At 67.3% G+C, this 23,579-nt stretch carries 15 protein-coding genes, 1 tRNA gene and 3 rRNA genes; 9 read left to right on the forward strand and 10 right to left on the reverse strand.

Annotation, left to right across the window (positions count from 1 at the left end; all coding sequences use genetic code 11):
- Positions 1-20: 20 nt before the first annotated feature.
- Entirely contained in the window at positions 21-605 is a 585-nt protein-coding gene (locus BJ981_RS16760; RefSeq protein WP_184612263.1) for an NUDIX hydrolase, read from the reverse strand.
- On the reverse strand, positions 602-1,840 hold the full coding sequence (locus tag BJ981_RS16765; protein WP_184612264.1) for a zinc-dependent metalloprotease: 1,239 nt from the start codon (positions 1,838-1,840) through the stop codon (positions 602-604). The genes BJ981_RS16760 and BJ981_RS16765 overlap by 4 nt, the downstream gene beginning before the upstream one ends.
- A 130-nt stretch (positions 1,841-1,970) precedes the next feature.
- On the opposite strand from BJ981_RS16765, the gene BJ981_RS16770 reads away from it, so the two are divergent.
- The 5 genes from BJ981_RS16770 to BJ981_RS16790 all read left to right on the forward strand — a co-directional run bounded on the left by BJ981_RS16770 (position 1,971) and on the right by BJ981_RS16790 (position 8,029).
- Entirely contained in the window at positions 1,971-3,044 is a 1,074-nt protein-coding gene (locus BJ981_RS16770) for an NAD-dependent epimerase/dehydratase family protein (RefSeq protein WP_184616192.1), read from the forward strand.
- Positions 3,045-3,089: 45 nt separating this feature from the next.
- A complete protein-coding gene (locus BJ981_RS16775) occupies positions 3,090-3,515 on the forward strand; it encodes a molybdenum cofactor biosynthesis protein MoaE (protein WP_184612265.1) in 426 nt (141 codons plus the stop codon).
- 101 nt (positions 3,516-3,616) lie between these two features.
- Complete coding sequence (locus tag BJ981_RS16780) at positions 3,617-4,660, forward strand: YlbL family protein (RefSeq protein ID WP_184612266.1); 1,044 nt, start codon at positions 3,617-3,619, stop codon at positions 4,658-4,660.
- Positions 4,661-4,947: 287 nt separating this feature from the next.
- Positions 4,948-7,860 (forward strand): UPF0182 family membrane protein, encoded by a 2,913-nt coding sequence (locus BJ981_RS16785; protein WP_184612267.1) that lies wholly within the window; start codon positions 4,948-4,950, stop codon positions 7,858-7,860.
- Positions 7,861-7,952: 92 nt separating this feature from the next.
- Positions 7,953-8,029, forward strand: a tRNA-Met gene (locus tag BJ981_RS16790).
- A gap of 49 nt (positions 8,030-8,078) precedes the next feature.
- On the opposite strand, the gene BJ981_RS16795 is transcribed toward BJ981_RS16790, so the two are convergent.
- On the reverse strand, positions 8,079-8,894 hold the full coding sequence (locus tag BJ981_RS16795) for a UbiA family prenyltransferase (protein WP_184612268.1): 816 nt from the start codon (positions 8,892-8,894) through the stop codon (positions 8,079-8,081).
- Positions 8,895-9,003: 109 nt separating this feature from the next.
- On the opposite strand from BJ981_RS16795, the gene BJ981_RS16800 reads away from it, so the two are divergent.
- Positions 9,004-10,590, forward strand: a complete 1,587-nt coding sequence (locus BJ981_RS16800; protein ID WP_184612269.1) for a bifunctional 3'-5' exonuclease/DNA polymerase — start codon at positions 9,004-9,006, stop codon at positions 10,588-10,590.
- A gap of 56 nt (positions 10,591-10,646) precedes the next feature.
- Here BJ981_RS16800 and BJ981_RS16805 read toward each other — a convergent pair whose 3' ends face one another.
- Entirely contained in the window at positions 10,647-10,838 is a 192-nt protein-coding gene (locus tag BJ981_RS16805; protein WP_184612270.1) for a hypothetical protein, read from the reverse strand.
- 89 nt (positions 10,839-10,927) lie between these two features.
- The gene (locus tag BJ981_RS16810) at positions 10,928-11,329 is read right to left on the reverse strand and encodes a hypothetical protein (protein WP_184612271.1); all 402 of its coding nucleotides are present in this window, start codon (positions 11,327-11,329) and stop codon (positions 10,928-10,930) included.
- Positions 11,330-11,994: 665 nt separating this feature from the next.
- Here BJ981_RS16810 and BJ981_RS16815 point away from each other — a divergent pair.
- The 3 genes from BJ981_RS16815 (at position 11,995) to rrf (ending at position 17,418) form a co-directional block, all read left to right on the forward strand.
- Positions 11,995-13,514 (forward strand): 16S ribosomal RNA (locus BJ981_RS16815).
- A 485-nt stretch (positions 13,515-13,999) separates the two neighbouring features.
- Positions 14,000-17,136, forward strand: a 23S ribosomal RNA gene (locus BJ981_RS16820).
- Positions 17,137-17,301: 165 nt separating this feature from the next.
- Positions 17,302-17,418, forward strand: a 5S ribosomal RNA gene (gene rrf, locus BJ981_RS16825).
- The 16S, 23S and 5S rRNA genes sit together here, the layout of an rRNA operon.
- 1,268 nt (positions 17,419-18,686) lie before the next feature.
- On the opposite strand, the gene BJ981_RS16830 is transcribed toward rrf, so the two are convergent.
- The 5 genes from BJ981_RS16830 to pstS all read right to left on the reverse strand — a co-directional run bounded on the left by BJ981_RS16830 (position 18,687) and on the right by pstS (position 23,251).
- Positions 18,687-19,403: a response regulator transcription factor gene (locus tag BJ981_RS16830; protein ID WP_184612272.1), complete on the reverse strand. Its 717-nt coding sequence runs from the start codon at positions 19,401-19,403 to the stop codon at positions 18,687-18,689.
- Between the two features lie 62 nt (positions 19,404-19,465).
- Entirely contained in the window at positions 19,466-20,242 is a 777-nt protein-coding gene (gene pstB, locus BJ981_RS16835) for a phosphate ABC transporter ATP-binding protein PstB (protein WP_184612273.1), read from the reverse strand.
- A 12-nt stretch (positions 20,243-20,254) separates the two neighbouring features.
- Positions 20,255-21,151 (reverse strand): phosphate ABC transporter permease PstA, encoded by an 897-nt coding sequence (gene pstA, locus BJ981_RS16840; protein WP_184612274.1) that lies wholly within the window; start codon positions 21,149-21,151, stop codon positions 20,255-20,257.
- Complete coding sequence (gene pstC, locus BJ981_RS16845) at positions 21,148-22,128, reverse strand: phosphate ABC transporter permease subunit PstC (RefSeq protein ID WP_184612275.1); 981 nt, start codon at positions 22,126-22,128, stop codon at positions 21,148-21,150. Before pstC ends, pstA begins: the two co-directional genes overlap by 4 nt.
- A gap of 4 nt (positions 22,129-22,132) precedes the next feature.
- Positions 22,133-23,251 carry a phosphate ABC transporter substrate-binding protein PstS gene (gene pstS / locus BJ981_RS16850; protein ID WP_184612276.1) on the reverse strand — a complete coding sequence of 373 codons (1,119 nt, stop codon included), beginning with the start codon at positions 23,249-23,251 and terminating at the stop codon, positions 22,133-22,135.
- Between the last annotated feature and the right edge of the window lie 328 nt (positions 23,252-23,579).

The raw sequence follows: 23,579 nt of genomic DNA on the forward strand, positions 1-23,579 counted from the left end.
TGATCGGGACGACACCATGGTCAGACGGCGTCGTGAGGGGCACGTCCGGGGGTGAGGGGCGGCTGGTCCGGCAGCAGGGCACGGGCGCGCCTGGCCAGCCGGCGGGTCGCCTCGTCGGTCGGCTCGGGGATGTCGTCCACCGGCACCCACCGCAGCTCCAGCGACTCCGCGCTGATCACGTACTCGGCCCCCGGCGGTGCGACCGCCCCGTACTCGACGTCCAGATGCCAGCTATAGGGGGAGTGGCACCACACCCGGTGGCGGTCCAGCGCGAGCGGCCCCGGCAGCAGCCTCACCCCGGGGATGCCGGACTCCTCCACGGCCTCCCGCAGCGCGACGGCCTCCAGCGAGGCGTCCGTCACCTCGCAGTGCCCTCCCATGGGCAGCCACATGCCGGCCTTGGGGTGCAGCGTGAGCAGCACCTTGGCGCCGTCGTGCGACAGCACCGCCGTGGTCGCCGTCAGGTGCCCCGGCGCGCACGAGCGCCACATCGCGTCCTCGTGCGCGTCCACGTGCTCCAGGAACTCCAGCCGGAGGGCCTCTTCGGCCGGGGTGGGCGCCGTCCAGCGCGCCAGCGCGGCACGGGCGTCCTCGCGCAGCGTCATGCGTCCCCGGGCGCCTTCGGGCCGGAGCCGGGCTCGTCGTCCGGCTTGCCCTCCTCAAGGTCCGACAGGTCGAACCGGGTCTCGCCCCGGACGAACGCCTGAGGATCGTCGAGGTCGGCGGCCGTGGGCATCAGGTCCGGGTGGGACCACACGGCGTCGCGCCCGTCCACGCCGCGGTCGGCGGCCAGGGCCTGCCACAGCGCGGCGGCCTCGCGCAGCCGGCGGGGGCGCAGTTCCAGGCCGACCAGAGTGGCGAAGGTGCGCTCGGCGGGGCCGCCGGTCGCGCGGCGCCTGCGCACCGTCTCCGACAGGGCCGCGACCGACGGCAGCTTGCCCTCGGCGGCGGCGTCCGTGACCGTGCCGACCCAGCCCTCCACCAGGGCGAGCAGGGTCTCCAGCCGCGCCAGCGCGGCCTTCTGCCGCTCGCTCTCCTCGGGCTTGAGCAGGGCACTCCCGCTCAGCGCCTCCTGGAGCTGCTCCATGTTGCTGACGTCCAGCCCGCGGATCTGCTCCTCCAGCGCGGAGGTGTCCACGGTTATGCCCTTGGCGTACTCTTCGACCGCGCCGAACAGCTGCGTGCGCAGCCACGGGACGTGCCGGAACAGGCGGTGGTGCGCCGCCTCCCTCAGGGCCAGGTACAGCCGGATCTCCTCGGACGGGATCTCCAGCCCGTGGCTGAAGGCGGCGATGCCGCCCGGCAGCAGCGCCGCGGTCTCCGAGAGCGGCAGCCCGATGTCGGAGGAGCCGATCACCTCGGGAGCGAGGGTGCCGAGGGCCTGGCCGATCTGGCTGCCGACCATCATGCCGCCCATCTGGCGCATCATGCCCATCAGCGGGCCGAGCTGGGCGGCCATCGCCTGGGCCTCGGCCCCGCCGCCGAGGGTGCCGAGCGTGCCGCCCATGGTCTCGACCATGCGCGCCGCGATCGGGTCGCACAGGCGCTTCCACACCGGGACGGTCTTCTCGATCCACTCCGAACGGCTCCATGCCTCGGGGCCGTCCAGGCCGCTCGGCAGCGCGGTCGCCTCGTTCAGCCAGAGGTCGGCCAGGCGCAGCGCCTCCACGATCTGGCGGCGCTCGCCCTCCATGACGCTCGGGTCGCCCTCCGCCACCACGGCGTGACGCGCGATGTTCTTGGCCATGTCCCAGTTGACCGGCCCCGACCCCTGCGGGGCCGAGAGCATGTCGGCGAACTGCCGCATGGCCGCGGCCATCTGCTCCGGATCGCCGAACATCGCGAAGGGATTCTCATTGGGGTCGTTTTCGCGACCTGGCAGGTCAGTCACTGCTCTACCTCGTGCAGGATGGAGGAGTCCACATCCGCCACGTTATCCGTCGCAGGGCGGATCAGTGCAAAGTGAGGACCTGGTGCCTACCTCGAAACGCCTCCGGCCACCGGTCGTCGCCGTCACCGGCGCGGCCTCGGGGCTGGGGAGAGAATTCCTCTCCCGGGTCGCCTCGTCTGCGGATTTCCGCCGCGTGGTGGCGATCGACGACCAGCGGGGCGACGTCCCTGACGTCACGTGGCGGGTCCTCGACGTCCGGGATCCGCTCTTGGCGAACCGCGTCTCCGACGTGGACGTCCTGGTGCATCTCGCCACCGACTACAGCCTCGACTCCGACCCCGGCGAGCGCCGCGCCTACAACCTGCGCGCCGCCCAGACCGTGCTCACCGCGTCCGCCGCCGCCCGCGTCCGGCGCGTCGTGCTCGTCACCAGCGCCATGGTCTACGGCGCGGCGCCCGACAACCCCGTGCCGCTGCCCGAGGACGCCCCCGTCGCCGCCGAGCCCGACTCCGGCGTCGTCGGCGACCATCTGGAGATCGAGGCGCTGGTCCGGCGGAGCCTTCGCAGCCACCCCGGCCTGGAGGTCACCGTGCTGCGGCCCGCCGCCGTGGTCGGCCCCGGCGTCGACACCGTGGTCACCCGCCACTTCGAGGCGCCGCGCCTGCTCACCGTCAAGGGATCCGAGCCCCGCTGGCAGTTCTGCCACGTGGACGACCTGGTCTCGGCGCTGGAGATGGCCGCGCTCGGCCTGGTCTCGGGCGTGGTCACCGTCGGCGGCGACGGCTGGCTGGAGATGGAGCAGGTCGAAGAGATCTCCGGGCTGCGCCGCTTCGAGCTGCCCGCCGGGCTGACCTTCGGCACCGCCCAGCGCCTGCACCGGCTCGGCATCACCCCCGCCCCCGCCACCGACCTCCACTACGTCGTCTACCCGTGGGTGGTCGACTGCGCCTCGCTGCGCGCCGCCGGGTGGAAGCCGGCCTGGACCAACGAGGCCGCCCTGCAGCAGCTCCTCGAACTCGGCGAGGGCCGGCACGCCGTCGTCGGACGCCGCCTGTCCGGCAAGGAGGCCACGATCACCGCCGCCGGCGCCACCGTCGCCGTCATCGGCACCGCGGCCATCGTCCGCAGGGCCCGCCGCAAGCGGCGCGGTTGACGGGGGTCCCCTGTCCGCTCGAAGCGGCGGGGGTACCCTCGTGGCGTGGACGTGATCCGTTTGCTCGACGTTCGTGAGACGCCGCTGTCCGTGGACGAGGTGCTCGCCGCCGTCGGTGACCACGCCGCCGGCGGCACCGCGCTCTTCGTCGGCACCGTGCGTGACCACGATCACGGCAGGCCCGTCACCCTGCTGTCCTACTCCGCGCACCCCTCGGCCCTCGACGCCCTGCGCCGCGTCGCCGAGAAGGTCGCCGCCGACCACCGGGTGACGGCCCTGGCCGCCGTCCACCGGGTCGGAGACCTCGCGCTCGGCGACATCGCGGTGATCGTCGCCGTGGCCGCGCCGCACCGGGGCGAGGCGTTCGAGGCGTCCCGGCGTCTCATCGACGATCTCAAGGCCGAGGTGCCGATCTGGAAGCACCAGCGCTTCACCGACGGGTCCGCCGAATGGGTCGGCGCCTGCGACTGATCCTCGCGGGCGGACGCCTGCGATGACCTGGATGTCCGCCCTATGTGCGTCCGCGTGTGTCCGCGCCAGGGTGGTCGCGGTGAGCGCATAGAGTTTCCACCATGTCCCGACGAGGTCTGACGTTGATGGTGGCGGGCGTCCTCACGCTGCTGCTGGGCGGCGCCGGCGCGCTGCTCCCCGTGCCCTACGTCGCGCTCAGTCCCGGGCCGACCGAGAACACCCTCGGCGACGTCAAGGGCAAGCCGGTGATCACGATCTCCGGCCGCGAGACCTACCCGACGTCCGGCAAGCTCAGCCTCGTCACCGTCGCCTACCAGGGCGGCCCCGGCGCGCGCATCGACCTGCTCACCGCCCTGCGCGGCTGGATGGACCCCGATGTGGCGGTCGTCCCGGAGGAGACCATCTTCCCCAAGACCGTGACCGTCAAAGAGGTCGAGCAGCAGAACACCCAGGAGATGAGCACCTCCCAGCAGGACGCCACCGCCGCGGCGCTCAACGAGCTCAAGATCCCCATCAAGGTCATCGTCGCCGTCGCCTCCACCCAGAAGGGCAAGCCCGCCGACGGCCGACTGCGCGCCGGCGACGAGATCACCAGCGTGAACGGCACGGCCGTCCGCACCATCGACGACGTCTCCGCCGGGGTGCGCAAGCACAAGGCGGGCGAGGAGGTCGAGTTCGGCATCGTCAGGGACGGCAAGAGCTCCACCCTGCGCGTCCCCACGGTCGCCGGCAAGGACGGCCCCATCGTCGGCATGATCATGGGGACCCAGTTCAAGTTCCCCTTCGCCGTGAACGTCAACGTGGGGGACGTCGGCGGCCCGAGCGCCGGCCTCATGTTCTCGCTCGGCATCTACGACAAGCTCACCCCCGGCGCGCTCACCGGGGGCAAGTCGATCGCGGGCACCGGCACGATCACGCCGGACGGCAAGGTCGGCCCGATCGGCGGCATCCAGCAGAAGATGATCGGCGCCCGCGACGCCGGTGCCACGATCTTCCTGACCCCCGCCGACAACTGCGCCGACGCCGTCCAGGCCGTGCCCAAGGGGCTGCGCCTGGTGAAGGTGAGCACCATGCACGAGGCCGTCCAGGCGATCGACACGCTGCGCACCGGCTCCGGGCCGGTGCCGGGCTGCCAGGTCCGTTGAGCGCGCCCCCGCGATCTTCCTCTGCCCGGCCGCGCGCGGGGAACCAGCCGCGCGCGCGAGCCGTTGGGCCACATGTACGCGCGCGCCGCCTCTGGCCGGCGCGCGCGTGCGCCAAGGCTTCTTCGAGTCCTGTTTCGCCACGTCCCGGGCACACATCGTGGCCAGGACGCGGTCAGGGCTCCAAGCGTGACCGCGCCGCCACCGGTGTAGGTTGCCAGACACGGACCGTTACTCGTGAAACCTAGGGGTGGGCCTTGACCTTCCGGAACCCCGGCGCGGGTCGGGCGATGCGATTGCCCCGCCGGCCGCGGCTTCTCATTCCCGTCGCGATCACACTGATCGCGATCGTGATCTTGTTCTTCGTGTTCGCCGGCTTCTTCACCGACTGGCTGTGGTACGACTCCGTCGGCTACACCTCGGTGTTCTCCACCACGGTGATCACCCAGATCCTGTTGTTCGTCCTCGGCGCCCTCATCATGGGCGTCATCGTCGGCGGCAACATGGTCATCGCCTACCGCTCGCGCCCCCTGTTCGGCATGGGCATGTTCGGCGGCGGCCCCTCCCAGGGGGCGGACCGCTACCGCGCCGCCCTCGACCCCCACCGCAAGCTGATCTTCATCGCCGGCATGGCGGTCCTCGCCCTGTTCACCGGCTCCTCGACCGCGGGCCAGTGGAAGACCTGGCTACTCTTCGTGAACGCGACGCCGTTCGGCAAGACCGACCCCGAGTTCGGCATGGACGTCTCGTTCTTCATGTTCACCTACCCCTTCATCCGGGTCCTGCTGAACTTCCTGTTCACCGCGGTCATCATCTCGATCGTCGTCTCCGCGATCGTCCACTACCTGTACGGCGGGTTCCGCCTCCAGTCGCCCGGCGTGCACGCCACCCGCGCGGCCCGCGTCCACCTGTCGGTCCTGGTCGGCCTGTTCGTCCTGCTCAAGGCCATCGCCTACTTCGTCGACCGCTTCGGCCTGGTGTTCTCCGACCGCGGCAAGGTGTTCGGCGCCTCCTACACCGACGTCAACGCCGTGCTCCCCGCCAAGAGCATCCTCGCGATCATCGCGCTCATCTGCGCCCTGCTCTTCTTCGCGGGCGTCTTCCGCCCGGGCGGCATGCTCCCGGGCGTGGGCTTCGGCCTTCTCGTGCTCTCGGCCGTCCTGGTCGGCGGCGTCTACCCGGCGCTGGTCGAGCAGTTCCAGGTCAAGCCGAACCAGCAGAGCAAAGAGCACGACTACATCGCCCGCAACATCACGGCGACCAGAGACGCCTACGGCATAGCCTCCACCGAGGTCACGCCGTACAGCGCCAAGACCCAGGGCACCCAGCAGGAGCTGCAGAGCGAGGTCGCCACCATCCCCGGCGTGCGCCTGCTCGACCCCACCGTGCTGCCGCCCACCTACGAGCAGCTCCAGCAGATCAAGGGCTACTACCAGTTCCCCGACCAGCTCGACGTCGACCGCTACACCATCGACGGCGTGTCCCGCGACACGGTGGTCGCCGTCCGCGAGATCGGCACCCCGCCGGACCGCAACTGGATCAACGATCACCTCGTCTACACCCACGGCTTCGGCTTCGTCGCCGGCCAGGGAAGCAAGACCGACGCCCAGGGCAAGCCGGACTTCCTCGTGAAGGACATCCCGCCCACCAAGGGCCTCGGCGACTTCGAGCCGCGCATCTACTTCGGCGAGCACTCTCCGCAGTACTCGATCGTCGGCGGCGGCAAGAAGATGGAGCTCGACTTCCCCGAGCAGACCGCCGGCGGGCAGGGCAGCGGCCAGGTCAACACCACCTACACCGGCAAGGGCGGCGTCCCGATCGGCAACTTCTTCACCCGCCTGCTCTACGCCGCCAAGTACAGCGAGACCAACCTGCTCCTGTCGTCCGACATCAACAGCCAGTCCCGCATCCTCTACAACCGCGCCCCGCGCCAGCGCGTCGAGCAGGTCGCCCCGTTCCTCACCCTGGACGGCGACCCGTACCCGGCGATCGTCGGCGGGCGCATCGTGTGGATCGTGGACGGCTACACCATGTCGGACAGCTACCCCTACTCCGAGCGGCGCAGCTTCGGCGAGATGACCCGCGACACCTCCACCGAGCGCCAGCTCACGCCGCAGCAGCCGCGCGACCACATCAACTACATCCGCAACTCGGTCAAGGCCACGGTCGACGCCTACGACGGCACGGTCACGCTGTACGCCTGGGACGACGGCGACCCCCTGCTGCGCACCTGGGAGAAGGCCTTCCCCGGCGTCATCCAGCCGAAGTCGAAGATCAGCACCGAGCTGATGGCCCACCTGCGCTACCCCGAGGACCTGTTCAAGGTGCAGCGCGACCTGATCGGCAACTACCACGTCACCGACGCCAACGCCTTCTACGGCGGCCAGGACTTCTGGAAGGTGCCCGACGACCCCTCGCCGCGGTCGAGGGTCAAGCAGGCCCCGTACTACGTGACGATGAAGATGCCGAACGACACCACTCCGCGCTTCTCGCTCACGACCACGATGGTGCCGAACAACCGGGACAACCTGGCGGCGTTCATGGCGGTGGACGCGACCGGCGGGCCGAACGCGAAGATCCGCGTCCTGCAACTGCCGAGCGAGACCACGATCCAGGGCCCCAAACAGGCGCAGAACGCGTTCGACACCAAGGCCGCGAGCGTCCTGAACGACCTGCGCATCGGCGGCACGACCGAGACCGTGAACGGCAACCTGCTCACGCTGCCGTTCGGCGGCGGCCTGCTGTACGTCCAGCCGGTCTACGTCCAGCCGAAGGACGAGAACTCCGCGCGCTATCCCACCCTGTTCCGGGTGCTCGTCATGTTCGGCTCGGACGTCGGCATCGGCGGCACGCTCAAGGACGCGCTGGACCAGGTCTTCGGCGCCGGGCAGCAGGCCCCGACCAACCCGAACCAGCAGCCCCCGAACCAGCAGACCGGGGTCCCGACGGACGCCATGAAGGCGTACGACAACGTCCAGAAGGCGTACGACGACGGTCAGGCGGCCCTCAAGAACGGCGACTTCGCGGCCTACGGCGAGGCGCAGAAACGGCTCGCCCAGGCCCTGAAGGACCTCCAGTCGACCCTCGGCAAGCAGCAGGCGTCCCCGGCGCCCACCCCCTCGCCGACGCCCACCCCTGCCTCGTCGGCGGCGGCGGCGCCCACCGCGACGCCCTCGCCGACCCCGACGAAGTCCGGCTCCTAGTGAGGGCCACGGGCCGGCGGAGCCCCCGCCGGCCCGTGCGCCGTGATTTGCCTCCGCACTTCCCTGCCGATAGTCTCTGTTGTGCAAGCCGACGCGGGGTGGAGCAGCTCGGTAGCTCGCTGGGCTCATAACCCAGAGGTCGCAGGTTCAAATCCTGCCCCCGCTACCAAGGAAGGCCCGGTCCATCAAGGACCGGGCCTTCGTCGTGTTCCCGGCCTTCAGACCAGGCTCCCGCCCTGCGCCACGAACATCACCATGTCGATCAGGGCGACCGCGACCGTCACCCCGAGCGCGGCCTGCCGTACCGACCGCCGCGCCGCGATCAGGCCGCCCGCCAGCGCCAGCCCCACGGCCACCAGCCCGGCCACCGTGATCGCGCCGCCGCGGTCCTCGGGTGCCAGGGCGATCACCACCGAGGCCGCCACCAGCAGCGTCGCCGCCCCCACCCGGGCAGCCGCGGGCCCGAGACGGTGCGGCAGCCCGCGCACTCCCTGGCCGAGATCGTCGTCCAGGTCGGGGATGACGTTGGTGAAGTGCGCGCCCATGCCCAGCAGCGCGCCCGCCACCGGCGCCCACCACGCCGGCCACGGCCGGTCCGGCAGGCCCAGCGTCACGAACGCGGGCAGCAGGCCGAACGCCACCGCGAACGGCAACGGCGACAGTCCGCTCCTCTTCAGCCGCAGGTTGTACGCCCACCCGCACGCCACCGCGACCAGATGCACCACCCCGGCCAGGACGCCCGCCGCCAGCGACAGCGGCACGCACAGCGCCAGGGCCGCGAAGGCCGCCAGCGCCACCGCCCGCGGCGCCACCGATCCGTCCGCGAGCGGCTTGTCGGCCCGCCGCGAGGCGTGGTCCCGGACGCGGTCGATCCAGTCGTTGCTCCACCCGATCGAGAGCTGCCCGGCGAGCACGGCGGCTCCCACGATCAGCGTCCCCACGACCCCTCTGCCGACCACGATCGCGAGCGCGCACCCCGCCGCCGTGACGACGAGCGTGGGACCCGGATGGCATGCCTTCATCAGCGCGAGCATGTGATCAGACTCCGCCACGCGCCCGTGCCCGCGCAATGATCACACGGTCACCGCCGGGACTCGAACCCATGAGCGAAAGACTGTCGGACCGCTCGGATATCGTGCGGATATGCGGATCGCGGTGACGGCGGACGCGGACGGCGGCGCGCTGCGACCGATGGGAGCCGAGCCCCGGCGCGTCGACGATCTCGCGCGCGCCATGGCCGATCTGGAGGGCTCCGCCCGGCCCCGCTGGGTCTGGGCCGACACCCGCGCCCTCTACCCCGGCCTGCTCGCCCAGGGCCTGCGCCTGGCCCGCTGCCACGACCTCACGCTCACCGAGGCCCTCCTGCTCGCCCACGAGGGCCGCTACGGCGAGCCCAGATCCGCCGAGGCCGCCTACGCACGCCTGCACGGCCTCCCCGTCCCCGACGACAACACCGGCGCCCACGCCGTCCAGGACACCCTCTTCGAACCCGAGCCCCCGATGATCGACCCCGTCGAGATCTACGAGGACCAGCTGAAGAGGATCGAGGCCACCCGCGACCCCGCCCGTTTCCGCCTCCTGGTCGCCGCCGAGTCCGCGGGCGCCCTCATCGCCGCCGAGATGCGCCACGAGGGCATGCCCTGGCGTGAGGACGTCCACGACCGGCTCCTCACCGAACTGCTCGGCCCCCGCCCCGTCCACGGCATGCGCCCCGCCAAGCTCCAGGCCCTCGTCGACCAGATCTCCGCCGCCTTCGGCGTCACCGTCAACCCCGACTCCCCGCAGCAGATACTCAAAGCGTTCAAGTCCGCCGGCGTCAGCGTCGCCTCGACCCGCTCCCACGAGCTCAAGCAGGTCGACCACCCCGCGGTCGCGCCCCTGCTGGCGTACAAGGAACTCGCCCGGCTGCACAGCTTCCACGGCTGGGCCTGGGCCCACCAATGGGTGCGCGGCGACCGTTTCCGGCCCGAGTACGTCGTCGCCGGCGTCGTGTCCGGCCGCTGGGCCACCAGCGGGGGAGGCGCCCTGCAGATCCCCAAGGTCATGCGCCGCGTGGTCGTGGCCGACGAGGGGTGGCGCCTGGTCGTGGCGGACGCCGCGCAGCTCGAACCCCGCGTGCTCGCCGCCATGGCCGGCGACCGCGGCTTCGCGCGCGCGGCCGGCGAGATCGACCTCTACACCGCCCTGGCCCAGGCGTTCGGCGGCGCCCGCGAGAACGCCAAGATCGCCATGCTCTCCGCGATGTACGGCGGCACGAGCGGCGACGCTCCCAAGCTGCTCGCCATGATGCGGCAGCGCTTCCCCCACGCCTACGCCTTCGTCGAGGACGCCGCCAAGGCGGGGGAGGACGGCCGCCTGGTCCGTTCCTGGCTCGGCCGCACCAGCCCGCCGCCGTCCGCCCGGTGGCTGGCCCTCGTCTCCGGGCCCGAGGGCGCCAGGGCCGCGCGCGACCGGGGCCGCTTCACCCGCAACTTCGTCGTCCAGGCCACCGCGGCCGAATGGGCGCTCACGCTCATGGCGCTGCTGCGCGGGCTGCTGCCCGACCCCGCCAGGCTGGTGTTCTTCCAGCACGACGAGGTCATGGTGCACTGCCCGCGAGAGCTGGCCGAGGAGGTCTCCGCGGCCGTCACGCGGGCGGCAGAGGAAGCCACCCGTCTCCTGTTCGGCGATACACCCGTGCGCATCCCCATGCAGGCCGTCGCGGTCTCCTGCTACGCGGACGCCAAGTGAGGCCCGGGAGGACACCGGACGCGCCGGGCGGCGGAGGCGCTCCGGGTGCGGAAGGCTCAGGTCGTGGCCCTGATCAGCAGCGTCGACTTCCTGATCGCCCACCCGATCAGGGAGACGCTGAAGACGGCCTGAACGATCCGCAACCATCCGGAGGTGCTCGTGGCGGCGAACACCACCACGCCCAGCCAGAGAAGGCCGAACACCGCTACCAGCGTGACGGCGGCCCAGTTCAGCCCTCGTTTCCACATGCGGGAAGTCTTCCAGGACGACCCTCATGTCCCGGCAAAGCCCGTCATCTCGACACGTGAGATGGCTCCGCCGGAATGACCGGGTCCCGTCAGCGAGGCAGGCGGCGGCCGGCTCCCGCGCACCGGCGCAGACGCGCGCTGGTCCTTGGACGGCCCTGCGGCTTGTCCTCGAAGAGGCCGAGCAGCATCTCCGCGGTACGGGCGTCGGAAAGGATGCGCGACACCTCTTCGTCGCCGGAGGGGAGCTGCCCCCTCTTGTCCAACTCGTGCCGCAGGAACGTCAGCGGATCGCCCTCTCCCACCGCGTGCGAGGCCATGGTCGCCCGGGCGGCGGTGAGAAGGTTCAAGTAGCGGGCACGAAGGGTCGCTTCGCGCAGGCGCGCCTGCTCCAGATCGTCCAGCAAGGTGCGGGCGAGCTGCAACAGATTGTCACAGTCCCCCTCCTCGGCCGCGATGTGAGCGCGGATGTCGTCGAACTCCGACCGCGTCATGATGACCACCTCCACGGGCGGGCTCCAGGCACCGGGGTTGATGCCTGCGGAGCCCCGCACCCTCTTCGTAACGGCTGGCGATTGCGGATGACTTGCCGACCGGTTGCCCATGCGCGGATCGCCTGCATTTGGGATGGCTGAGAGGGGTCAAAGGTTTACCTGCCACCAAAGTGGCGTCGGGCACTCCTGGGATGCTGCTAGAGTTTTCCCTCGTTGGGCGGCGATCAGGCCCCGAAAGATCCAAAAAATCTTCAGGGATGTCGGCCTGCCCAGACCCTCTCTGCCGTCCGGTTCCTCCGGTTAGACGTGGTTTGGTTGCGTCTGTCCGGATGTCCTGGTAAGTTCGAGGGGTTGCCCTGGAAACGGGGTGTTATACTTTAGCAAGTCCAGACGCATCGGGTCGAGTCACTTGATTTGGCCCAAGCATCTGAAACTGGTAAAGTAGAAAACGAGATGGAAGCCCCGGAGTTCGGGTCCTGGTCGCAGGGTTCGGGTGATGGTGTACGCGTCCGTTTCTTGAGAACTCAACAGTGTGTTAAAAGCCAGTGCATGAATCATGCATGATCCTCCGTCCGCCATGCCTTCTGGGTGTGGTGGTGGATGATTCCTTTGGTTGGCATCGCGTCCGGTTGGACGGATGCTCGCCGGGATTTTTTTCCAGACATTGTTTGGAGAGTTTGATCCTGGCTCAGGACGAACGCTGGCGGCGTGCTTAACACATGCAAGTCGAGCGGAAAGGCCCTTCGGGGTACTCGAGCGGCGAACGGGTGAGTAACACGTGAGTAACCTGCCCTCAACTCTGGGATAAGCCTGGGAAACCGGGTCTAATACCGGATAGGACCCTGCGTGGCATCGTGCGGGGTGGAAAGTTTTTTCGGTTGGGGATGGGCTCGCGGCCTATCAGCTTGTTGGTGGGGTAGTGGCCTACCAAGGCGACGACGGGTAGCCGGCCTGAGAGGGCGACCGGCCACACTGGGACTGAGACACGGCCCAGACTCCTACGGGAGGCAGCAGTGGGGAATATTGCGCAATGGGCGGAAGCCTGACGCAGCGACGCCGCGTGGGGGATGACGGCCTTCGGGTTGTAAACCTCTTTCAGCAGGGACGAAGTTGACGTGTACCTGCACAAGAAGCGCCGGCTAACTACGTGCCAGCAGCCGCGGTAATACGTAGGGCGCAAGCGTTGTCCGGAATTATTGGGCGTAAAGAGCTCGTAGGTGGCTTGTCGCGTCTGCCGTGAAAGCCCATGGCTTAACTGTGGGTCTGCGGTGGATACGGGCTGGCTAGAGGTAGGTAGGGGCAAGCGGAATTCCTGGTGTAGCGGTGAAATGCGCAGATATCAGGAGGAACACCGGTGGCGAAGGCGGCTTGCTGGGCCTTACCTGACGCTGAGGAGCGAAAGCGTGGGGAGCGAACAGGATTAGATACCCTGGTAGTCCACGCTGTAAACGTTGGGCGCTAGGTGTGGGGTCCTTCCACGGGTCCCGTGCCGTAGCTAACGCATTAAGCGCCCCGCCTGGGGAGTACGGCCGCAAGGCTAAAACTCAAAGGAATTGACGGGGGCCCGCACAAGCGGCGGAGCATGTTGCTTAATTCGACGCAACGCGAAGAACCTTACCAAGGCTTGACATCGCCCGGAAAGCTCTGGAGACAGGGCCCTCCTTTGGACTGGGTGACAGGTGGTGCATGGCTGTCGTCAGCTCGTGTCGTGAGATGTTGGGTTAAGTCCCGCAACGAGCGCAACCCTTGTTCCATGTTGCCAGCGCGCTCTTCGGGGTGGCGGGGACTCATGGGAGACTGCCGGGGTCAACTCGGAGGAAGGTGGGGATGACGTCAAGTCATCATGCCCCTTATGTCTTGGGCTGCAAACATGCTACAATGGTCGGTACAGAGGGTTGCGAGGCCGTGAGGCGGAGCGAATCCCTAAAAGCCGATCTCAGTTCGGATTGGGGTCTGCAACTCGACCCCATGAAGTCGGAGTCGCTAGTAATCGCAGATCAGCAATGCTGCGGTGAATACGTTCCCGGGCCTTGTACACACCGCCCGTCACGTCACGAAAGTCGGCAACACCCGAAGCCCGTGGCCCAACCCGTAAGGGGGGGAGCGGTCGAAGGTGGGGCTGGCGATTGGGACGAAGTCGTAACAAGGTAGCCGTACCGGAAGGTGCGGCTGGATCACCTCCTTTCTAAGGAGCACCGGCCCGGCCGGGTGCGCACCGCGCACACGAACGGGTCCATGTCCGATGTCGGCAAGCGAGTGTCTTGCCCATCGGCACGCTCATTAGTGGAGCACTGGCTATTCGGTCGAGCCCAGCTCGTCTGAGCCTGCTAGTACTGCCGCTCTCCGTGAGGAGGGCCGGTTCAGGAACGCGAGTTCGGAGGGTGGGGTCGGCCGGACACACTGTTGGGTCCTGAGGAAACGGGCCGTTTGCGCGGGGCCGCTGGAGTGACCAGGTTGTTCTGGTTGCGGTGGCGGTCTCGTTGCTTGTGCGGTGCGTGTTCTTCTCGGTCGGGACCGGTCTTCTGTCATACCGGCTCATCTGCCTGGTGTCGGTTCTTCTTCTCTTGTGTGAGGGGTTGGGCTGTCGGGTTGGTGGGTGTTTGGTGGCGGGTTGGGCTGGTGGTCTCGTTTGTTGTTTGTGAATTGCATAGTGGACGCGAGCATCTTTGTGGCCAAGTTTTTTAGGGCACACGGTGGATGCCTTGGCATCAGGAGCCGATGAAGGACGTGGGAGGCTGCGTTAAGCCTCGGGGAGTCGCCAACCAGACGTTGATCCGGGGATGTCCGAATGGGGAAACCTGGCACCAGTCATGTGGTGTCGCCGCCGTCTGAATGTATAGGGCGGTTGGTGGTAACGCGGGGAAGTGAAACATCTCAGTACCCGTAGGAAGAGAAAACAATAGTGATTCCGTGAGTAGTGGTGAGCGAAAGCGGATGAGGCCAAACCATGCGCGTGTGATAGCCGGCAGGCGTTGCGTGTGTGGGGTTGTGGGACTCTCGTGGGAGGGCTGCCGTTCTCCTGGGAAGTGATAAACCGGTGCGATAGCCGAAGCCTCTGGGAAGGGGCGCCGTAGACCGTGAGAGCCGGGTAGGTGAAATCGTGTCGGCTTCTTGAGGGTATCCCAAGTAGCACGGGGCTCGAGGAATCCTGTGTGAATCTGCCAGGACCACCTGGTAAGCCTGAATACTCCCTGATGACCGATAGTGCACGAGTACCGTGAGGGAAAGGTGAAAAGCGCCCCGGTGAGGGGTTGTGAAATAGTACCTGAAACCGTGTGCCTACAAGCCGTAGGAGCGTAGACGAGGGCTTGCTCTTGTCTGTGATGTGACTGCGTGCCTTTTGAAGAATGAGCCTGCGAGTCATGGTGTGTGGCGAGGTTAACCCGTGTGGGGGAGCCGTAGCGAAAGCGAGTCTGAATAGGGCGTTTGAGTCGCATGCTGTGGACCCGAAGCGGGGTGATCTACGCATGGGCAGGTTGAAGCGCGGGTAAGACCGTGTGGAGGACCGAACCCACCAGGGTTGAAAACCTGGGGGATGATCTGTGTGTAGGGGTGAAAGGCCAATCAAACTCCGTGATAGCTGGTTCTCCCCGAAATGCATTTAGGTGCAGCGTTGCGTGTTTCTTGCCGGAGGTAGAGCACTGGATGGCTGATGGGCCTTACCGGGTTACTGACGTCAGCCAAACTCCGAATGCCGGTAAGTGAGAGCGTGGCAGTGAGACTGCGGGGGATAAGCTCCGTGGTCGAGAGGGAAACAGCCCAGACCACCGACTAAGGCCCCTAAGGGTGTGCTAAGTGGGAAAGGATGTGGAGTCGCAGTGACAACCAGGAGGTTGGCTTAGAAGCAGCCACCCTTGAAAGAGTGCGTAATAGCTCACTGGTCAAGTGATTCCGCGCCGACAATGTAGCGGGGCTCAAGTACGCCGCCGAAGTCGTGGCACTCACACGTGTAGCCCGGTGCGTTTTGCGCATCCAGGTGTGTGGGTGGGTAGGGGAGCGTCGTGTGGAGGGTGAAGCGGCCGTGTGAACGAGTCGTGGACTCCACGCGAGTGAGAATGCAGGCATGAGTAGCGAATCAGAAGTGAGAAACTTCTGCGCCGGATGACCAAGGGTTCCTGGGCTAGGTTAATCCGCCCAGGGTAAGTCGGGACCTAAGGCGAGGCCGACAGGCGTAGTCGATGGACAACGGGTTGATATTCCCGTACCCGCGGGCACGCGCCCATATCGAATCCAGTGATACTAAGGGTCCTTAACCCCCTGGTTCCTTCGGGAGCCGGGTGAGGGTGAACGCCTGGCCTGATCTGGTAGTAGGTAAGCGATGGGGTGACGCAGGAGGGTAGCCCATCCCAGGCGATGGTTGTTCCTGGGGTAAGCATGTAGGGAGGAGCGTAGGCAAATCCGCGCTCTATTATCCTGAGATGTGATGCCGAGCCGATTGTGGTGAAGTGGGTGATCCCATGCTGCCGAGAAAAGCCTCTAGTGAGTGTGCCGGCGGCCCGTACCCTAAACCGACTCAGGTGGTCAGGTAGAGAATACCGAGGCGATCGGGTGAACTGTGGTTAAGGAACTCGGCAAATTGCCCCCGTAACTTCGGGAGAAGGGGGGCCTTCGCTGGTGATGGACCGTGCGTCCGGAGCTGGTGGGGGTCGCAGTGGCCAGGGGGAAGCGACTGTTTACTAAAAACACAGGTCCGTGCGAAGTCGTAAGACGATGTATACGGACTGACGCCTGCCCGGTGCCGGAACGTTAAGGGGACCGCTTAGCTACACGCGAGTGTGGCGAAGGTGAGAACTTAAGCGCCGGTAAACGGCGGTGGTAACTATAACCATCCTAAGGTAGCGAAATTCCTTGTCGGGTAAGTTCCGACCTGCACGAATGGCGTAACGACTTCCCCGCTGTCTCAACCGCAGACCCGGCGAAATTGCACTACGAGTAAAGATGCTCGTTACGCGCAGCAGGACGGAAAGACCCCGGGACCTTCACTACAGCTTGACATTGGTGTTTGGGACGGCTTGTGTAGGATAGGTGGGAGACGGTGAAGCTCGGACGCTAGTTCGGGTGGAGTCATTGGTGAAATACCACTCTGGTCGTTTTGGATGTCTAACCCGCGCCCGTGGATCCGGGTGGGGGACAGTGTCTGGTGGGTAGTTTAACTGGGGCGGTTGCCTCCTAAAGGGTAACGGAGGCGCCCAAAGGTTCCCTCAGCCTGGTTGGCAATCAGGTGGCGAGTGTAAGTGCACAAGGGAGCTTGACTGTGAGACCGACGGGTCGAGCAGGAGCGAAAGCTGGGACTAGTGATCCGGCGGTGGCTTGTGGAAGCGCCGTCGCTCAACGGCTAAAAGGTACCCCGGGGATAACAGGCTGATCTTCCCCAAGAGTCCATATCGACGGGATGGTTTGGCACCTCGATGTCGGCTCGTCGCATCCTGGGGCTGGAGTAGGTCCCAAGGGTTGGGCTGTTCGCCCATTAAAGCGGTACGCGAGCTGGGTTTAGAACGTCGCGAGACAGTTCGGTCCCTATCCGCTGCGCGCGCAGGAGACTTGAAGGGGGCTGTCCCTAGTACGAGAGGACCGGGACGGACGAACCTCTGGTGTGCCAGTTGTTCTGCCAAGGGCATGGCTGGTTGGCTACGTTCGGGAGGGATAACCGCTGAAGGCATCTAAGCGGGAAGCCTGCCTTGAGATGAGGTCTCCCACCCCTGTGAGGGGGGTAAGGCTCCCAGGTGACGACTGGGTTGATAGGCCGGGTGTGGAAGCATCGTAAGGTGTGGAGCTGACCGGTACTAATAGGCCGAGGACTTGACCACAAAGCAACAACACCCGCTGCGCGGGTGGTGCTCGCGTCCACTGTGTGATCTCAGAGACATCAAACCTGAGACCCACACCGATACCAACATCGCAGGCATGCACCTCTGGGTGCGTGTGTGGGGTGGTTGGCAGGGTGGTGTGCTCGGTTGGTTGTTTCACGGGGTTACGGCGGTTTTAGCGGAAGGGAAACACCCGGTTACATTCCGAACCCGGAAGTTAAGCTTTCCAGCGCCGATGGTACTGCACCGGGGACGGTGTGGGAGAGTAGGACACCGCCGGACAATTTTTCGAATAGCAGGAAGGGCCATCCAGGAGCCGCAGGGCTCCGGGGTGGCCCTTCCTGCATTTCCAGGACTCTTTTCCCCCGCCGGCTTCCGTAGCGGCACGGCCATGCCGAGACGGCGCCCAGTGCCGGGCCCCGCGGAGAAAACGACCGCGGAGCTGCGCCCGGGGTATGGGCCTCGCCTCCGGCTCGGGCTGTGTTCTCTGGGCGCTACCGCGCACCCCGATCGACCCGTGACGCCTGACAACAACTCCTGGGGACCTTCGCGCATCCCTGCCACGACCTCCGGAACCTCTCGCTCCGCCACGATGAGACCCCATCAAGGGCGCCGCGACGACGGGACGCAGGTCGGCGAATCCCGGCACCTACTACGGCGGCCCACCCCTCCCTGCCGGCACCGGCCCGACTCCTCGCGAAAGCACGAACGCTGAGGCACGCCACGGAATGGGCCTCGCCTTCGGCTCGGGCTGTGTTCTCTGGCGCTGACGCGCATTTCTCTCGCACCGCGTACCGCAGAAGATCGGCCGGTTGGGCGCTGTTGTGGGCGCCGGGCTCCGCCGACCTGCGTCCCGCCGACGCGGCGCCAAGAAGAGTGCATACCTGGAGCGGGGGAGTGCGTTAGAGCTGGGGGTGGTGAACGGGGACCATGAAGCGGGAGTGGTACGAAGGCTTCAGGGAGATGTGTCCGGGGCTGCGCCGGGGCAGAGGTGAAGCACGGATGGGCCTCGCCTTCGGCTCGGGCTGTGTTCTCCAGGTGCTGAAGCGCATGTGGCACGCGGTGCTGTGAGGGGGGCCGGGCGGTCGCCGTTATGGGGGCTGGGATGCCGATGACCCTAGTGGTGCTTATGTCGTGGGTCGTTGGCATCCTGCTGGTCCCGAAGGGGGGTGGTGCTTGGTCCCCTCCGGGAGTTCGGCGGTGCTGGCTGGCTCCTGAGCGGTCGTCGGTTCGCCAGTGCTCCCAGCCATCGGCGGCCGCTGGCTCGCAGGGCTCGCCGGCTCGGGCGCTCGCCAGTCCGAACGGTTCACCGGCTCGGGTGCTCGCCAGCCTGAACGGTTCATCGGCTCCAGTGCTCGCCAGTCCGAAGGGCTCGGCGGTGTTCGCCGGCTCGAAGGGCTTGGTACAGCTAGGGAGTTGGTATGGCTCGTTGGCGTTGTTGGCTGGTCAGGGGGCGGTGATGTGCCGGTGTTCGTCAGGGGTTTGGTGCTGGGGGGTTGGCGGCGGTGGCCGGGTTTCTTGGTGGTTGCCGGGGCGTCGGTGGGGGTGGGTCAGTGTGGGGTCACCAGGCGGTAGCCTACGCCGCGGACTGTTTGGATCAAGCGGTCGTCGTGGTCGCCCAGGCGGGCTCGGAGGCGTTTGACGTGGACGGCTATGGTGTTGGTCGACATGGCGTCCGCCGCGTGCCATACGTGGCGCATGATCTGTTCTCGGGTGACCGTGCGGTCGGCGTTGCGCATCAAGTAGTGCAGCAGCTCGAACTCCCGTAGGGGGAGGTGTACCGGCATGCCGGACACGCGTACCTGGTAGGCCCCGACGTCGAGTTCGACGGTGCCGACCGTCAGCACTCCTCGCGAGCCGATGTCCCCGGGGAACGCCGCGTGGACCAGGGGGAGGAGCTCGGGCACGCGGTAGGGCCTGGCCACGCAGGCCGTGGCTCCGGCGGCGAGGCCCTGGACGGCCTGTTCCGCGTGTCCGTCGCCCACTCCCAGCAATACGGGTACGGCGCGGGCGCGCCGTACCGCGCGTACGAACTCGACCGGCCCGATGACGGGCAGGGTGGCGCTGACGAGCACGACGTCAGGCCGGAGTGCGCCGGCCTGGAGAAGTGCCTGGGCGCCGTCGGGCACTCCGGCGACGAGAACCCCTTCGCGCTCCAGTGCCTCGGCCAGTTCCCTCACCATCTCGGCGTCGGGATCGGCCACCAGCAGCATGGGCGCCGACCGAGTGTCCCCGTCCACTTCTGGTGCCGCCTGCGGCTGGGTCACACCATCTCCCTGTCGCTCCTAAGGCTCCGTGACTTCACCGGCTCCCGGTACCTGGGAGCCGATCACCCAAAGCGTCCAGTGATGTAGTCCTCGGTCGCCTTCTGGGTGGGGTTAGTGAAGATCTTGGAGGTTTCGTCCATTTCGATGAGTTTTCCGGGCTGGCCCTGCCCGGCGAGGTTGAAGAACGCCGTACGGTCGCTGACGCGGGCCGCCTGCTGCATGTTGTGCGTCACGATCACGATCGTGTAGTCGTTCTTCAGCTTGGAGATCAGGTCCTCGATGGCCAGCGTCGAGATCGGGTCCAGGGCCGAGCACGGCTCGTCCATGAGCAGGACGGCCGGGCTGACGGCGATGGCCCGCGCGATGCAGAGCCGCTGCTGCTGGCCGCCGGACAGGCCCGCGCCCGGCTTGTTGAGCCGGTCCTTGACCTCGTTCCACAGGTTGGCGTCCTTCAGCGACGTCTCGACGATGCCGTCCAGCTCTGATCGGGAGACCCGGCCGTTGAGCTTGAGCCCGGCGGCGACGTTGTCGAAGATCGACATCGTCGGGAACGGGTTGGGCCGCTGGAACACCATGCCGACGGTGCGGCGCACCGACACCGGGTCGATGTCCGGGCCGTAGAGGTCCTGGTCCTCCAGGAGGATCTTGCCTTCGACGCGCGCGCCCGCGATGACCTCGTGCATGCGGTTCAGCGTGCGCAGGAACGTCGACTTGCCGCATCCTGACGGGCCGATGAAGGCGGTGACCGAGCGCGGCTCGATCGTCATCGTGATGCCTTCGATCGCCTTGTGCGATCCGTAGTAGGCGTCGAGGTCGGAGACCTCGATCTGCTTGGCCATGTCGATAACCCCTTACCGGCCCTTGGCGGGGGCGCGCCACCAGGCGATGAGGCGTGCCACCAGGTTGAGCAGCATGACGATCAGGATGAGGGTGAGGGCTCCCGTCCACGCCCGGTCCACGGCCGTGACGTTCGGGCGCTGGGCCTGGTCGAAGACGTACAGCGGGAGGCCCATCTGAGGTCCGTTGAACGGGTTCTCGTTGATGGAGTCGGTGATGAAGACGGTGAGCAGCAGCGGCGCGGTCTCGCCGGCGACGCGGGCGATGGCGAGCATGACGCCGGTGACGATGCCGGTGAGGGCGGTCGGCACGACGACCTTCATGATCGTTCGCCACTTGGGCACGCCGAGGGCGTAGGACGCCTCGCGCAGGTCGTTCGGGACCAGGCGCAGCATCTCTTCGGCCGAGCGCACGACCGTGGGCATCATCAGGATCGACAGGGCGAGCGCGCCGGCGAAGCCGGAGTACTTCATGTCGAGCACCAGGACCCAGAAGGCCAGGATGAACAGGCCGGCCACCACCGAGGGGATGCCGGTCATGACGTCGACGAAGAAGCTGATGGACTGCGCGAGCCTGCGGCCCTTGCCGTACTCGACGAGGTAGATCGCGGTGAGCAGGCCGACGGGCACTGAGATCAGCGTGGCGAGGCCGACCTGCTCCAGGGTGCCGAGGATGGCGTGGTAGGCGCCTCCGCCGGCGTCGCGGGCGCCGATGTTGCGCATGGAGTGGGTCAGGAACTCCGCGTCGAAGCGGGCGAGGCCGTTCTTGACGACCATCCACAGGACCGACACCAGCGGGACGACCGCGATCGCGAACGCCAGCCAGACCAGCCCGAGGACGACACGGTCCTTCAGCCTGCGGCTGAAGGACACGCGGGTGATGACGGCGGGCGGCACGGAAGACACGGTCATGCGGCTGCCCTCGCGTATTCCTTGCGCCGCGCGATGATCAGACGGGCGGCCATGTTGACCAGAAGGGTGATCACGAACAGCACCAGACCGGAGGCGATGAGCGCGCCCTGGCCGATCGGCGTGGCCTCGCCGAAGCCGTTGGCGATGTTGGCCGCGATGCTGTTGCCGTCGTTGGACAGCACCTGGAAGGTGATGCCGAAGGTCGCGGGGAAGATGAGCGCGACCGCGATCGTCTCGCCCATCGCGCGCCCGAGGCCGAGCATGGCCGCGCTGATGACGCCGGGACGCCCGAACGGCAGCACCGAGATCCTGATCATCTCCCACCGGGTGGCGCCGAGGGCCAGCGAGGCCTCCTCCAGCGACCGCGGGGCCTGCAGGAACACCTCGCGGGAGATCGCGGCGATGATCGGCAGGATCATGATGGCCAGGACGACGGCGCCGGTCAGCATGGACTTGCCGTAGACGGCGTCGCCCGCGAACAGCGGGATCCATCCGAAGTACTCGTTCAGGAAGGTCCAGGGCCCCTTCACGAACGGGATGAGGAAGATGACGCCCCACAGGCCGTAGACCACGCTCGGGACCGCGGCCAGCAGGTCGATGATGTATCCCAGGGCGCCGGCCAGCCGCCGGGGCGCGTAGTGCGAGATGAAGAGGGCGACGCCGACGGCCACCGGCAGCGCCATGATCAGCGCGAGCAGCGAGCTGAGCACGGTGCCGAACGCCAGGGCCGCGATGCCGAACTTCGGCTCGGTGGCGTTGGGCGTCCAGAACTTCTCGGTGAGGAAGTTCCCGGTGTTGGCCTGGAGGGCCGGGACCGCCTTCACGATGAGGAAGATCGCGATGGCGGCCATGATCGCGAGGAGGATCACTCCGGCGCCGGTGGTCGCGAACCGGAAGGGGCCGTCTCCGCGACTGCGCCGGAAGGCGGACCGGCGCATGGCCGGCCCGCCTTCCCTGGTACGAAGTGGCGTGGCCATCGAGTTAGGAGATCGCCTCGACGGCGGTCTGGACCTTGGTCAGAAGGCTCGCCGGTAGCGGCGCGTAGCCGAGGCCGGTCAGGGCGTTCTGGCCCTCGTTGCTGGCGGTGTACTTGAGGAACGCCTTGACCAGCTTGGAGTCGTCGGCCGACAGGCCCTTCTCGCAGGTGATCTCGTAGGTCACCAGGACGATCGGGTAGGCGCCCGCGGCCTTGGTGGCGTAGTCGATCGAGAGCTTGAGGTCGTTGCCGGTGCCCTTGACCTCGGCGGCCTCGACGGTCTTGGCGGCGCTCTCGGGGGTCAGTTCGACGAACTCACCGGAGCCGTTGGCGACCTTGGCCTTGCTCAGGCCCGAGTTCTCGGCGTAGGAGAGCTCGACGTAGCTGACCGAGCCCTCGGCGCTCTTGACGGTCTGGGCGATGCCGTCCGAGCCCTTGGCGCCCTGGCCCTTGGCCTCGGCGGGCCAGGCCTTGGCGGGCTCGTACGGCCAGTCCGCCGTGGCCTTGAGGAACTTGGTGAAGTTGTCGCTGGTGCCCGACTCGTCGGAGCGGTGCACGGCCTGGATCGGAGTGGAGGGGAGCTTCGCGTCGGGGTTGTCCTTCTTGATCGCCGCGTCGTCCCACTTGGTGATCTTGCTGTTGAAGATGCCGCCGATGGTCGCCGGGGACAGCTGGAGGTTGTCGACGCCGGGGAGGTTGTAGACCACCGCGACCGGGCCGATCACCATCGGCAGGTTGATCGCCTTGCCGGTCTTGCATCGGGCGTCGGCCTGGGCGGGCTCGCCCTTGTCGTCCTTGAGCGCCGAGTCGGACCCGGCGAACGCGATCGTGCCCTGGATGAACGACTGGACGCCCGCGCCCGAGCCGCTGCCCTGGTAGTTGATGCTCACACCCGGGTTCGCGCCCTGGAAGTTCTTCTTCCATTCGGCGATGGCGTTGCCCTGCGCCGAGGAGCCCGCGGCGTTGATCGTGCCGCTGAGGCCGCCGCCGGCGTCCCCGCTGCCGCTGCTCGTGCCCGGAGCCGCGGACGCGGTGGAGCCAGGGGCGTTGTCATCGGTACCGCACGCAGCGAGCGAAAGCACGCCGGCGATGGCGGCTACGGCGAGCCGGCCTGCATACTTCACGTTTGTTGTCCTTCCACGCTGTTCTCACAACGGGTAGGACGGTAAAGAGTCAAGATGACTTAATCCCCGGTTAAAGGTGAACGAGGCATGAACGGGCCCGGTCGCGTCGTTTGGAACGGGTCATCTTCCGAGGTCGCGGCGCATGTCACAACTTGGACACCATGCCGTGGCGGCATCGCGGCGTCCACATGCCGGGAAATCGGGGGCCGTACGCGACTGTGCCCCTACGGTGAGTCACACGCGGGCCGCCCTGCCGTAGCGTCGACAGGAACGACGGTGAGGAGGGTCGACATGCCGACAGCGGACGTACGTCCAGGGTGCGGTCAGT

It is taken from the genome of Sphaerisporangium krabiense, assembly GCF_014200435.1.
In the GTDB taxonomy this organism is placed as follows: domain Bacteria; phylum Actinomycetota; class Actinomycetes; order Streptosporangiales; family Streptosporangiaceae; genus Sphaerisporangium; species Sphaerisporangium krabiense.

Bases quoted from the DNA above. Each gene is read 5' to 3' on its own strand.
- pstA (WP_184612274.1), bottom strand. From the start codon at position 21,151: ATGACCGTGTCTTCCGTGCCGCCCGCCGTCATCACCCGCGTGTCCTTC.
- BJ981_RS16785 (WP_184612267.1), top strand. From the start codon at position 4,948: ATGCGATTGCCCCGCCGGCCGCGGCTTCTCATTCCCGTCGCGATCACA.
- BJ981_RS16765 (WP_184612264.1), bottom strand. From the start codon at position 1,840: ATGTTCGGCGATCCGGAGCAGATGGCCGCGGCCATGCGGCAGTTCGCC.
- BJ981_RS16810 (WP_184612271.1), bottom strand. From the start codon at position 11,329: ATGACGCGGTCGGAGTTCGACGACATCCGCGCTCACATCGCGGCCGAG.
- BJ981_RS16805 (WP_184612270.1), bottom strand. From the start codon at position 10,838: ATGTGGAAACGAGGGCTGAACTGGGCCGCCGTCACGCTGGTAGCGGTG.
- BJ981_RS16795 (WP_184612268.1), bottom strand. From the start codon at position 8,894: ATGCTCGCGCTGATGAAGGCATGCCATCCGGGTCCCACGCTCGTCGTC.
- pstC (WP_184612275.1), bottom strand. From the start codon at position 22,128: ATGGCCACGCCACTTCGTACCAGGGAAGGCGGGCCGGCCATGCGCCGG.
- BJ981_RS16780 (WP_184612266.1), top strand. From the start codon at position 3,617: ATGTCCCGACGAGGTCTGACGTTGATGGTGGCGGGCGTCCTCACGCTG.
- BJ981_RS16760 (WP_184612263.1), bottom strand. From the start codon at position 605: ATGACGCTGCGCGAGGACGCCCGTGCCGCGCTGGCGCGCTGGACGGCG.
- pstB (WP_184612273.1), bottom strand. From the start codon at position 20,242: ATGGCCAAGCAGATCGAGGTCTCCGACCTCGACGCCTACTACGGATCG.
- BJ981_RS16800 (WP_184612269.1), top strand. From the start codon at position 9,004: ATGCGGATCGCGGTGACGGCGGACGCGGACGGCGGCGCGCTGCGACCG.